Source organism: Legionella bozemanae (assembly GCF_900450575.1).
GTDB lineage: Bacteria > Pseudomonadota > Gammaproteobacteria > Legionellales > Legionellaceae > Legionella > Legionella bozemanae.
The window spans coordinates 1,721,588-1,734,749 of record NZ_UGGY01000001.1; the positions used below are offsets into that span (position 1 = coordinate 1,721,588).

Sequence of the window (13,162 nt, forward strand, 5' to 3'; positions counted from 1 at the left end):
TTATCTGTTTAATTTGTCCACAATTTATAGTAAACTATTCGGTTAATTTAACTCCTGTAACGAGAATAAAATGGCTCTTTCTATTGTGCAGCAATCACTAACTTTTGACGATGTTCTTCTTGTTCCTGCACACTCTTTAATACTACCTAAAGATGTGTCTTTAAAAACAAAATTAACTCGTGCCATTAGCCTGAATATTCCTCTTGTATCAGCAGCGATGGATACTGTGACAGAGGCTCGCTTAGCTATAGCTTTAGCGCAAGAGGGTGGTATTGGTATTATTCATAAGAATATGACAATTATGGCGCAAGCTGATGAAGTCCGAAAAGTGAAAAAGTTTGAAAGTGGTATGGTGAAAGACCCGATTACAGTGACTCCTAATATCACAGTGAAAGAATTGCTCGACGTAATGTCCAAATATAATTTCTCGGGAGTTCCTGTAGTTGATGGTGAAAATTTAGTCGGTATTGTAACTAGCCGAGATATTCGTTTTGAAACCAACTTATCTTTGAGTGTCGAGCAAGTAATGACTCCCAAGACAAAATTGGTCACTGTTAGAGAAGGAGCAAGTCGTGAAGAAGTGCGCAGCTTATTGCATAAGCATCGTATAGAAAAATTGCTTGTGGTTAATGATTCTTTTCAATTACGCGGCTTGATCACGGTTAAAGACATACAAAAAGCCAAAGAAAACCCTTATGCATGTAAAGATGCTGCAGAACAGTTGCGAGTTGGCGCTGCTGTTGGTGTAGGCGAGGGTACTGATGAACGTATTGAAGCATTAATTGAAGCAGGTGTTGATGTACTTGTTGTTGATACGGCACATGGACACTCACAAGGTGTACTTGATCGTGTAAAATGGATTAAGAAATACCATCCGAATATAGAGGTGATTGGAGGAAATATAGCCACAGCTGCCGCAGCTCGAGATTTATATGCAGCGGGTGCAGATGCAGTAAAAGTAGGTATAGGCCCTGGTTCTATTTGTACTACGCGGATTGTAACCGGCGTTGGTGTTCCTCAAATTACTGCAATTGCGAATGTGGCACAAGAACTTAAAGGAAAAATTCCAATAATTGCTGATGGTGGTATACGTTTTTCTGGTGATGTGTGTAAAGCACTTGCTGCAGGTGCAGATACTGTAATGCTTGGAAGCATGTTTGCAGGTACGGAAGAGTCTCCAGGAGAAATTGAATTATACCAAGGAAGAACTTATAAGAGTTATCGAGGAATGGGATCAATTGGAGCTATGGCTTCATCACAAGGTTCTAGTGACCGTTATTTCCAGGATGCATCATTAGGTTCTGAAAAATTAGTTCCAGAAGGAATTGAAGGACGTGTTCCTTATAAAGGATTGGCGCAAACAATTATTCATCAATTGTTAGGTGGTTTGCGTTCATGTATGGGATATACAGGATGTGAAAATATCGAACAATTACATACTAAGACTGAATTCGTACAAGTGACTAATGCAGGAATGAGGGAGTCACATGTTCACGATGTAAGTATTACAAAACAAGCACCAAACTATCAGGTGGATAATTAATAATGAGTGATTTAAAACAACATCCTTTGCTGATTCTTGATTTTGGTTCTCAATACACACAACTGATTGCACGACGTGTGCGTGAATTAGGTGTTTATTGCGAAATCCATCCTTTTAACATAACCCAAGAACAATTTGCTGCTTTAAATCCTTGTGGCATCATTTTGTCTGGAGGTCCGGCGACTGTTACTCATAATGAGAATCCTCGTGCGCCTCAATGGTTATTTACTACAGGTCTTCCTATTTTGGGGATTTGTTATGGGATGCAAACCATGGCTGTGCAATTAGGGGGGGAAGTGCAATCCTCTTCAATCAGAGAGTTTGGTTATGCTGAATTGAAATTGCATGGTCACAGCAAACTGTTTTCTCAAATTGAGGATCGGCTCAGTTCTGATGGAAACGCTTTATTAGATGTTTGGATGAGCCATGGGGATAAAGTGACGAAATTACCTCTCGGTTTTAAGGTAATTTGTGAGACACGTAACGCGCCGATTGCAGGAATGGCTGATGAAAGTCGTCATATGTATGGGGTACAATTTCATCCAGAGGTGACACATACATTACAAGGGATGCGCATTTTATATCGTTTCGTTGTCGATATCTGTCACGCGTCGACTAATTGGACATCTGAACTCATTATTGATGAAGCAATTAATAAAATCAGAGCTCAGGTAGGAACCGAGAAAGTTTTACTCGGCTTGTCTGGAGGTGTGGATTCTTCTGTTGTTGCTGCTTTATTACATAAAGCGATTGGCAAACAGTTGGTTTGTGTTTTTGTAGATACTGGCTTGTTGCGTTTGAATGAAGCAACAGAAGTTATGGAAATGTTTGGCAAGCATATGGGTATTGAAATTATTGCAGTTCAAGCAGAAGAGCGATTTTTGTATGCGCTGAAAGGTATTACCTGCCCTGAAGAAAAGAGAAAAATTATTGGACGTACTTTTATTGAAGTATTTGATGAAGAAGCATTAAAAATTCCTGGGGTTTCATGGTTGGCACAAGGAACAATTTATCCTGATGTTATTGAGTCGGCAGCAACAAGTACAAATGGTGCTTCAGTCGTAATTAAATCCCATCATAATGTGGGGGGGTTGCCAGAAACATTAAATTTGAGATTATTAGAACCTATTCGTGAATTATTTAAGGACGAGGTGCGTAAAATAGGACTTGAGTTAGGTTTGCCTCATGATATGGTATACCGTCATCCATTTCCTGGTCCAGGTTTGGGCGTGCGAATTTTAGCGGAAGTTAAAAAAGAATATGCCGATATTTTACGTCGAGCTGATGCTATTTTTATTGAAGAATTAAAAAAAGCTGATCTATATCATAAAGTCAGTCAAGCTTTTGCTGTATTTTTACCCGTTAAAAGTGTTGGGGTGATGGGGGATGGACGTAAATACGATTATGTGATTTGTCTTCGTGCTGTTGAGACGATTGATTTTATGACAGCGCATTGGTCGCAATTGCCGTGGGATTTTCTAGGTCATATATCCAATCGGATTATTAATGAAGTAGAGGGCGTATCTCGTGTAACTTACGATATTTCAGGTAAACCACCCGCTACGATTGAATGGGAATAATTAAATTGTACTGGGTTATGGCGCAGCCGTAACCCAGGCAATTTGTGCTTGCAAATTTTGCCTCAGCTCACCCAGAACAAAGTTTTAAATTTATTTTTTATAATTAATAATGAATGATTACTATTGGATGCAAAAAGCATACGAACAGGCTCTTCTCGCCCAAGAGGAAGAGGAGGTTCCTGTTGGTGCCGTATTGGTGAGCAAAGACAATCAGTTATTAGGTTTGGGACGAAATTTTATCCAAAACAGTCATGATCCGTCAGAACATGCAGAAGTTCGTGCAATTAGACAGGCATCACAACAAGTAAAAAATCATCGGTTATTAGATACAACACTCTACGTGACTCTTGAACCATGCGCTATGTGTGCTGGACTTATTGTGCATGCGCGAATTAGAAGAGTGGTTTTTGCAACTAGAGATTTTAAAGCAGGTGCTGCAGGATCTGTCTATAACTTATTGCAAGGTTATCCCTTGAATCATAAAGTTCAAATTGATGAAGGAATAATGCAAGCGGAATGTTCCCTTTTACTTACTGATTTTTTCCAAATGTGTCGATAATGTAAGTGAGTAGCCCTCAATCAGGGAACGGCCGTATTTGGTACATCTTGCGAAAAAATTTCCCTAATCAATGCTCACATACTGATGTATGCTGCGCTTGCTTAGAAAAATTTTCTCACAACCTGCGCTCAAATCCAACCGGTCGAGTAAACATTCACATGGGAGACCTGAGCTATTACCTGATAATCATTGTTCATTTTGAAGTGGCTTGCAATTCGTGGATTAACCTTTGTTTTAAAATTTCCTTTTCTTCATTCGTTAATGACTGATTTTGTTGATTTGTAATGTAAAATGTATCCTCTGCGCGCTCCCCGGCAGTCACAATTTTTGCGTTATGTAAGTGAATATTTAATGCTGAAAAGACTCTACCTATTGTTGCCAGTAACCCGGGTCTATCACCAGTGACTAGAAATAAACGGGTTTGATGATAAGTTAAGTCGTCATTATAATGGATTTGAGTTTTTACATTAAAATGTGCTAAAGCACGCGAAAGTCTTTTTCGTGCTACAACTGGTAATTGTTCGGTTTTTGCCAAGTGAGTACATAGGGCCTGTTGAATGTCATGTGAACGCTGTTTATCAAAAAACGCCTGATTTTGTTCATCTAAAATAATATAGGTATCTAAATCATATTGATTATTACAGGTAAGAATCATTGCTTCCTGAATGGTGACATTGTGATTACTTAAAACAGTTGTTGCAATAGCAAATCGATCATCTCGGTGAGGCATGTAAATAAAAACCTCAGTTCCGCCCTGGCTGTGGTGAGGCATAATTATTACCAGGGGAAATTTAGTGCAGGCAAGTATCGCTTTGGTATGGCGTGCTATGATTTCAGGGGACTCATGCAAAAAATATCTTTCTTTGAATTGCTTCCATAAATCTTCTACTGCTTTTTCTGCTACACCTTCCATAACCAATATGGATAATGCATATTGTTTGCGTGCTTTGATGAGTGCAGTTTCATCTATTAATTCTTGCTCTTTATGCAACATATGTTTGGCAGCACGATATAACTCTTTAAGTAGAGAGTCTTTCCAGGAGTTCCATAAGTTAGGATTAGTACCGCAAATATCAGCAACGGTTAACAAATACAGATAATCGAGGTAATAGGGCTGTGGTAAAAGCTGGCAAAAATTTTTTATAGTATTGGGGTCATAAATATCTTGTCTTTGTGCTGTTTGTGACATGATAAGATGATTGCGCACAAGCCAAACAAGTAAATCACCGTCTTCTTTTTCAAGATTATGATTTTGTGCAAAATGCGACGCTTCAATCGCACCTAACTCTGAATGATCACCACCTCGTCCTTTGGCAATATCATGAAATAATGCACTTAAGTAAAGCAACTCAGGTTTTTTTAAAGTTTGCATTATTTGTACACAGAGGGGAAATTGCTCTGCATAGTTTTTTTCTTTGAAACGGGATAAATTACGAATTACGAATAAAGTATGTTGATCTACTGTATAAACATGAAATAAATCATACTGCATTTGTCCGGTTACCATTGCAAAACATTCAAGGTAATGCGCTAGAACACCGTATCGGCTCATTCGATGCAACGCCTTGTAAGGTCCATCCGCTGTTTTAAGAATACTCATAAACAATTCTGTTGTTTCTGAAGATGCTTTAAAACGTTTATTCATCAGATAGAGTGATTCCCTAATTAAGCGGATAGTATTTGCGCGAACGCCTTCGATATCAGGTCGTTTTGCTATCCAAAGAAATAATTTTAATAGTGCCTGTGGATGGTGAATGAAGACACGAGTATTTCTTACTTCAATGTAATTGTTGGATAGCTGAAATTCATTATCCAGATGAAACAGTTTTTGCTTTGGAGAGTGGGCGATGGTTTCATCAAACCCTTGCAATAACATTTCGTTGAGCTCTCTGTTACGTTTAATTACTTTAAAGTAATCTTTCATGAATTGTTCTATGGCTAATGAATGAGGTTTATCTTTATAGCCAAAAAACTGGGCTAGTTTGATTTGGTAATCAAAAGATAAGCGTTCTTCTGCTCTTTCAGCTAATACATGTAAAGCAAAACGCACACGCCAGAGAAAATGCTGACAATAAGTAAGTTTTTCATATTCTTTGTCAGTAATGAATCCATAGTTTATACCATCAGCCAATTTTTTAATGTTAAAATGGCGTTTGCCAATACTGAGCAGGATCTGCAAATCACGTAGGCCGCCAGGACCATATTTAACATTGGGTTCCAAGTTATAAGCTGTTTCACCGTACTTGGCATCACGTTTTTTTTGTTCTTGGAGTTTTGCTAAAAAGTAATCTTGGCTGGTCCACATGTGTAAGGGATGGATTTGATAAATTAATTCTTCCATTAATGCACCGCGGCCACATAATAAAAACATATCCATGAGGCTGGAAATTACCGTAACATCTTGACTTGCAAGTTCGGCACAAGAAGAAACACTAGTAATTTGATGGCTGAGATCCAAACCTACATCCCAGCAATCCTGAATAAATTTTTGTGCACGATGCAATTGTGATTTAGAGACTTTATCAGTATGCAGCAATAATATATCAACATCAGAATAGAGTTGCAGTTCCCTGCGTCCATAACTGCCAAGAGCAAGAAGACAAAAGTCATCATGATCCAGTTGATTCTTGATAAATAAACGAATAACCAAATCATCAATGAAGGTAACTAATTTACGAATGATGGTGGTAATATTGGTTTTATAATCGAATTCTTCGCGAAGTTTTTCTTTAAATTGTTTTAGGGTATTTTTAAGATGTTGCAGTTCAAGTGTCATCCCTTTTTTTTCTGCATCCTGCTCTTGGGAAAAGAGATGGCCCGTTGTCTGTTTACTTTCGTTCTTCATCGCGCAGAGTCAAAATTTCTACACCATCATCGGTAACCAATAAGGTATGTTCCCATTGGGCTGAAAGACTATGATCTTTAGTGACTACAGTCCATTGATCAGGCAATAAGCGGGTATGGTGTTTTCCAACATTGATCATGGGTTCTATAGTGAAAGTCATACCTGGTTCCAATTTCATTCCTGTTCCAGGTACTCCGTAATGTAATACTTGAGGATCTTCATGGAAAACGCGACCTATACCGTGGCCACAATAATCACGGACAACCGAGCAGCGATTTTTTTCTGCATGTTGTTGTATGGCATAACCTATATCACCTAACTGGACTCCGGGTTTTACCATGTCAATTCCAATAAACAAACATTCATGAGCTACTTGAATCACATGTTTTGCTTTGACTGATGGTGTACCAATAATGAACATTTTACTGGTATCCCCATGATAGTCGTCTTTAATGACGGTGACATCAATATTAATTATGTCTCCATCTTTTAAAATCTTTTTTCCCGGAATTCCATGACAAACCACATGGTTTACTGAGGTACAAATAGACTTTGGGAAGCCATTATAGTTTAAAGGGGCGGGAATTGCTTTTTGTGTATTCACAATGTAATCATGACAAATAGTATTCAATTCGTCAGTGGTGATGCCTTCTTGTACATGAGGACCAATCATCTCAAGAACTTCGGCAGCAAGTCTGCCAGCAATACGCATTTTCTCAATTTCGTCAGAGGTCTTTATAGTAACTGCCATATGAATCCAAAAAGTGTTATTTGATTGTCCAATATATTTTGTTCCAATATATATAGTGTAGGTTAAATAAAAGCTATTTTGGAACGAAAAGCATATTAGCATAATTGATTATGCATGTCACCGAATCACGGTTTTAGCTAGGTTTTGATTCATTGTTTGAGTAAGCCTGGATGCACCATTGCTGCATCCATTCTATTTTTTTATCTAAAATAAAAATTAGGTTGCATTAGGGCTATTGCCACTATGTCTGCGATTTTCTCTTTGTTCCAACATCTTATCTTCAATTTCCACTTCTTGTTCAACGGTTAAAAACATATGCTGATGCCAAAAAGAACCGTATCTTGTGTGGGATTTGGGATCATATTTCTGAACCCTTTTTCCACTTATAATTTTAGGTTCTACAGCAGTTGGATATTTTCCATTGTGATTGGGAACATAGGTTAAAAAAGATTCATCGGTATTTGGTGGTGTGTTCAAATATATAGTAAATCCCTTTTCTATCTCAATACGGTTTTTGCGGCCTGTATTGTTACGTAAAGCTTCTTTAACCAAATCTTGCAGTTCTATGACGGTCCCTCCTTTGGGATCCACAAAACAATCCCTTATCTTTGCTTCGGTAGTCACTTTTCTAAAAACCATACCAACAGGAATTGATAGATAAATCATAGAACCTCCATCTCAGAACAAATAATCACTTGAGTGTACCATAAGAGTTCAAAATTTCTATTTATTTATCATGAAATTTTGTTGCGCTTACTTTCATTTCGAGTACTATACTTTATTAAAAAACTGGCCTTTTAAACTCTAAGGAAAGAAAATGAAACTCTGCGCACGTGTTTTACTATCTACCTTATGTTTCCTGCCAAGTACTTCAACCTTTGCTTTTGAGGGGTATGGGGGAGGCTATCATGGTGCGCTTCCAAATACTGGATACCATAGTAATGGATACAATAACGGGTATTATAACAATTACCATGGTAATTATTACTACAACAACGAATGGTATGGAGGGAGTGTCAATGTAAATACCTGGAATGATGGTATTTGGTATGATGATAATTTAAATGATGATACTAATGTGGTTCTTGGGGTACCTAATGAAGGTTATTATGATCCTTCATGCCAAACAATAGATGATTGTAGTTCAGGTACTTGTGTTCTGGTAAATACTTGTGATCAAGAATAAGTTTATGCATAAAAAAATATATCAATGGGCAGTGGTCGGGGCCGGTCCATCAGGGATCGCAGCCGTGGGCAAATTATTGGATAATGGTATTTTACCAGAGGATATTTTATGGTTTGATCCTCATTTTAAGGTTGGAGATTTTGGTCTTTATTGGCGTAATGTTTCAAGTAATACTAAGGTTAAATACTTTAAAGATTTTTTATCAGCAGTCCATTCTTTTCATTACCAAGAGGCCCCAATTGATTTTCAATTAAATCATCTACCACTGGATGAAACATGTACTTTGAGTTACATGGCAGAGCCCTTGCAATGGATTACAGAAAATTTTTTACAAAAAGTCCACGCGGTAAAAACAACCATTCATAATATGTTTTTATCTAAGCGCCTATGGTCTTTAAGTTCGGATTCACAAACCTACCACGCTAAAAATGTAATATTGGCTACAGGCGCATTGCCATCAACATTAAATTATCCTGGCGTTAATGTGATTCCTTTTGATACAGCAATTGATAAGGAAAAATTGTCTGCTGTTGTTCAACGTGATGAAACTTATGGAGTATTTGGTTCCTCTCATTCTGCAATCATTATTTTAAAGTATCTTGTAGAATTGGATGTTAAAAAAGTCATTAATTTTTATCGCTCGCCTTGTTGTTACGCTATTGAGATGGATGATTGGATTCTTTTTGATAATACTGGTCTAAAGGGGCAGAGTGCGGCTTGGGCCAGAGAACACATTGATGGAGTTTTGCCTTCTAATCTCGTACGTTACAATGTCAGTGAACCAAATATTGCACGTTTTTTGCCTGAATGCGACCAAGTAATTTATGCAGTAGGTTTTGAGCAACGTAAAAATATTATTATTGGTGATTATGAGCATGTACGTCATAATCCCTATGTTGGTATTATTGGACCTGGACTCTTTGGTTTAGGTATTGCCTATCCAGAAACTAAGGCAGATGTCTATGGTAATGTGGAATCTCAGGTAGGCTTATGGAAGTTTATGGTCTACCTCAATAAAGTGATGCCTATTTGGCTTAAGTATCCAACTTAAATTCTAATTTGAGCTCTTGAGACATTAATTGGATCATTATCCCGAGGGCTTTAAGCTCGCACATCCTTTTAAATGCAGGAAAATACTTTTCAATCTAAGCAACACCTACTAAAATGTGTCTCTTTTTAACTTGAAAAATAATAATGCAAAGGATAGGTATATTATTCTGGTTTTTAGTAGGGATATTTGTTTTGGGTTGGCCGAAAAATGCAGAATGTGCACTTGAGCGTGATTTTCAATCTTGGTTTAATGTAACAGCGACTGGCAAGACTCATAGTAGGGATAAAATACTGAGTCGTGTACGATATTGGTTAGAAACGCAAGAGCGTTTAGGGGATGATAGCAGTCGCTTTTCACAGATATTAGTACGTCCAGGATTAGGTTACGCATTAACAGAGAATTTGAGTATCTGGGTTGGATATGCCTGGATATATACGGGAAAACCTAATGCCTCTAACCCATTTGAAGAAGATCGAATTTGGCAACAACTTTTATGGACTAAAACCAATCAATATTTGACATTTACCAGCCGAACACGCACAGAACAGCGATTTCTAGAAAATAATCCTAAAACGGCTTATCGATTTAGAGAGCTTATTAAAATTTCGATGCCACTTAAACAATATGCTAAATTTAGTTTTGTTACGAGCGATGAACTGTTTCTTCATAAGAATAATTTTGTGGGTACAAACAGTCGGGGTTTTGATCAAAACCGATTTTTCATCGGTTTGGGTTATAAAATAAACCCCATAGCCACTACTGAAATTGGCTATATGAATCAATACATTCGACGTTTTGGCGTTCCTGACTTTTTAGCCAATATTATATCGGTAAACTTTTTTATTAATTTCTAAGCGTGTGAATTTTCAAGATAACTTAAGTGAAAAATTGCGAGCTATCTTGAGTATCATCCTGAAAAGTACCCACTTAACGACCACCGCCAACTCCACCAAGCCCTCCAGAGCTACCAGGTCCCCCAGAGCTACCGCTTCCACCAGCGCCACCAACTCCACCGTAACCTGCGTTATCTATTTTAGAAGCTTGCCCGGGATTTGGCGTATGACATCCTGCCAACAAAGAGGTCAAAAGTAATAACAATAATATTGCTTGTTTCATGAATGTCCTTATTTGATTAAAAGAATTTTTAATATCCTTAATAACAAGTATAACTATTTTTTAAGTATAAAGCTTATTTTTCCTTTTATATTCTTCTGCTTGGGAGTTTGTATGAAGTTATTGCGCGTCTGGTACGTTTTCTGCTGGGTGTGAGCGGTAATGCCAAAATTTTGGTAAGGCCAAACAGCAAAAAGTTACTCCTATAATGCATAATACACCACCTGAGATCAGGGCAGTCGGAATGCTAAAACTGGTGGCAATAAATCCAGCGCGTGTATCACCTAATTTAGGCCCACTCAAATAACCGATCATTTCAATACCGGCCAACCTTCCGCGATATTCTGTTGGAATGGTATTATTCCACAAAGTAGTACGAAATATTCCGCTTATCGCATCAAAAGCACCAGCAAGTGCCAAGAAAAACAGGACATACCAAAGTGAATTTGATAAGCCAAACCCAATGATGGCTGCACCCCACAATGCAGAGGCAATGGCAATGGCTTTGCCATCATAGTTTATTTTTGCAGTCCAACCACTGAAAAATGAAATAATCAGTGCTCCTGCAGCAGGTGCAGAATAGAGCAAACCTAAGGTTTTTGCACCACCAAAAGATTGGGCAATAGCAGGAAGTAATGAATTAGGCCATGCAAAAACCATGGCAATAAAATCTACAGTATAGCTTCCTATTAATTCCTGCCTATTAAATGCAAAAGAAACCCCTTGTTTTAGGGATGATAAAATGGAAGGATGCTTCTGGGTGACGGGCTTGGGAATAGTATGAATTCTGACTAAAGCGATTAATGACATAAAAAATGTAATTAAATCAACTAAGTAAGTAATCACTATGCCGTATTGAGCAATAATAAGTCCGGAAAGGGCTGGTGCAATAATCATACAAAAACTGAATTTAAATGTAGCAAGCGCCCCCATTTTTTTGTAATCTCTCGGGTTAACAATTTGTTGCATAACACTATCAAAAGCAGGACGATGTAAGCCGTTAATTGCAGACATAGAAGCTGAAATGATAAAAATAAGGCTTAGTGAGGGGGATGTCTGATATGAGTTAAGAGCCAGTATCAAACATCCTATAGCAAGAAGTAATTCGCTGATAATTAATAATCTGCGACGATTGTATCGATCAGCAAATACACCACCAATCAGCGCAGTGATTAATAGTGGCAATAATTGAACCAAACTGAGTAAACCGACCAAAAAAGTTGACTGAGTAATTTGATAAATTTGATAGGGTAGTGCGACACTGCTGATCATTGTACCTATAAATGAAATAAATTGACCTAAATAAAGTAATCTGAAGTCTCGATTTTTTTTAAGAAGAGAGAAATCTAAAAACTGGCTCATTTTTGAAACATCCGAATGTGCAGAACAGTAAAATAATAAGACAAGAAGATTTTATTCTTTTTAATTGATTCAGTACAGTACTGATTTGCTCTGGGAAAAGCACTTTAAGTGTTTATCTAAGATTCAGAATTATTATTATACTTTTTATTATTTTCTTTATTTTGGTTTTTACTTTTTTCTTTATTATGAACTATCAAAGGTTCAAGAAAGCTCACTGGAGTGGAATAAGTCATCGGGATTTTTTCCTTATCAAGCGCATTTTTAATTGCTGTAAGTACTTCATCAAGTGAGCGACGTTGTTGGCTGGGTTCGGGATTTGTCCACCAATATATTGCAAAGTCAACGCCATTAGAAGAAAAAGAAACCACATAGACTTGAATGTACTTATCTTTAGAAACTGTTTTACACTGTTCCATAGCATTTTTAATGACTGAACGCGCTTTTTCTATATCAGTATCAAAATCAATACTGCAAACAATTTTTTCACGTCTGAGTGATTCATCAGTAAATACCCGTACTATACTGGCATACATTTTAGAGTTCGGGATGAATACCCGGGAACCGTCCGTTTTACGTAAATGAGTATTTTGAACAGAAATACGATGAACATAACCTTTAGCATCCCCATGTTGTGACTCGACCTCAATAAAATCGCCAATGCTAAAAGGTTCTCTGAGTAAGATCAAAATACCAGTAAAAAAATTTTCAAAAACATTTTTGAATGCAAAGCCGATTGCGACAGAGGTTAGTCCCAAAGTTGCCAAAATATTTGCAGTTGTTACTGAGGGAATTAAGATGGCTGAAATAATTAATATTCCTAAAAACCATACTATGATAATGGTTAGCTTATGAAAAATTGTTACTAAATTGGCACGAATTGCTATTCTCGGCAAAAACGAACTCACAAGACGGCTAATTATTTTCGCGAGAAAATAAGTAATAAAGGCAAAAAAAATGGCAATAATGATATTGGGAATGAGTGCAATGAAATTTTGTGCAAATTTATTTAGAGTTTTTAGAATAATCTCTAAATAGTTCATATCGAATTTCCTTATTCTACTTTTAATTATTTACCGAACAGATTATCTATTTGCCGATAATAAAAGACTGTGAATCGGATCAATTGTAGTGTAGCAAAAAAAATTGAAAGAAAGTAATAAGTACGATCCGGA

The 13,162-nt window shown here is 37.2% G+C and carries 12 protein-coding genes; 6 read left to right on the forward strand and 6 right to left on the reverse strand.

From position 1 onward, the window contains the following. The first annotated feature begins 70 nt into the window (after positions 1–70). The 3 genes from guaB (at position 71) to tadA (ending at position 3,682) form a co-directional block, all read left to right on the forward strand. Positions 71–1,543, forward strand: coding sequence for an IMP dehydrogenase (gene guaB, locus DY223_RS07390; RefSeq protein WP_058459323.1), 1,473 nt, complete (start codon positions 71–73; stop codon positions 1,541–1,543). Positions 1,544–1,545: 2 nt separating this feature from the next. Further along, entirely contained in the window at positions 1,546–3,123 is a 1,578-nt protein-coding gene (gene guaA / locus DY223_RS07395; protein ID WP_058459324.1) for a glutamine-hydrolyzing GMP synthase, read from the forward strand. A 109-nt stretch (positions 3,124–3,232) separates the two neighbouring features. Continuing rightward, positions 3,233–3,682 carry a tRNA adenosine(34) deaminase TadA gene (gene tadA / locus DY223_RS07400; protein WP_058459325.1) on the forward strand — a complete coding sequence of 150 codons (450 nt, stop codon included), beginning with the start codon at positions 3,233–3,235 and terminating at the stop codon, positions 3,680–3,682. A 193-nt stretch (positions 3,683–3,875) separates the two neighbouring features. On the opposite strand, the gene glnD is transcribed toward tadA, so the two are convergent. The 3 genes from glnD to DY223_RS07415 form a co-directional block, all read right to left on the reverse strand. Next, positions 3,876–6,458: a [protein-PII] uridylyltransferase gene (gene glnD / locus DY223_RS07405; RefSeq protein WP_174223930.1), complete on the reverse strand. Its 2,583-nt coding sequence runs from the start codon at positions 6,456–6,458 to the stop codon at positions 3,876–3,878. A gap of 52 nt (positions 6,459–6,510) precedes the next feature. Next, positions 6,511–7,278 (reverse strand): type I methionyl aminopeptidase, encoded by a 768-nt coding sequence (gene map, locus DY223_RS07410; RefSeq protein ID WP_058459327.1) that lies wholly within the window; start codon positions 7,276–7,278, stop codon positions 6,511–6,513. A 216-nt stretch (positions 7,279–7,494) separates the two neighbouring features. Beyond that, positions 7,495–7,944: a hypothetical protein gene (locus tag DY223_RS07415; protein ID WP_058459328.1), complete on the reverse strand. Its 450-nt coding sequence runs from the start codon at positions 7,942–7,944 to the stop codon at positions 7,495–7,497. Positions 7,945–8,095: 151 nt separating this feature from the next. On the opposite strand from DY223_RS07415, the gene DY223_RS07420 reads away from it, so the two are divergent. From DY223_RS07420 to DY223_RS07430, 3 genes are all read left to right on the forward strand, one after another. Then, on the forward strand, positions 8,096–8,464 hold the full coding sequence (locus tag DY223_RS07420; RefSeq protein WP_058459329.1) for a hypothetical protein: 369 nt from the start codon (positions 8,096–8,098) through the stop codon (positions 8,462–8,464). A 4-nt stretch (positions 8,465–8,468) separates the two neighbouring features. Beyond that, positions 8,469–9,515 carry an FAD-dependent oxidoreductase gene (locus DY223_RS07425; RefSeq protein WP_058459330.1) on the forward strand — a complete coding sequence of 349 codons (1,047 nt, stop codon included), beginning with the start codon at positions 8,469–8,471 and terminating at the stop codon, positions 9,513–9,515. A gap of 143 nt (positions 9,516–9,658) precedes the next feature. Continuing rightward, positions 9,659–10,369, forward strand: a complete 711-nt coding sequence (locus DY223_RS07430; protein WP_058459331.1) for a DUF2490 domain-containing protein — start codon at positions 9,659–9,661, stop codon at positions 10,367–10,369. A gap of 73 nt (positions 10,370–10,442) precedes the next feature. On the opposite strand, the gene DY223_RS19315 is transcribed toward DY223_RS07430, so the two are convergent. The 3 genes from DY223_RS19315 to DY223_RS07445 all read right to left on the reverse strand — a co-directional run bounded on the left by DY223_RS19315 (position 10,443) and on the right by DY223_RS07445 (position 13,030). After that, positions 10,443–10,631, reverse strand: coding sequence for a hypothetical protein (locus tag DY223_RS19315; RefSeq protein WP_058459332.1), 189 nt, complete (start codon positions 10,629–10,631; stop codon positions 10,443–10,445). A 117-nt stretch (positions 10,632–10,748) separates the two neighbouring features. Further along, complete coding sequence (locus DY223_RS07440; protein WP_058459333.1) at positions 10,749–11,990, reverse strand: MFS transporter; 1,242 nt, start codon at positions 11,988–11,990, stop codon at positions 10,749–10,751. Between the two features lie 116 nt (positions 11,991–12,106). Beyond that, positions 12,107–13,030 (reverse strand): mechanosensitive ion channel family protein, encoded by a 924-nt coding sequence (locus DY223_RS07445; protein ID WP_058459334.1) that lies wholly within the window; start codon positions 13,028–13,030, stop codon positions 12,107–12,109. Positions 13,031–13,162: the final 132 nt, after the last annotated feature.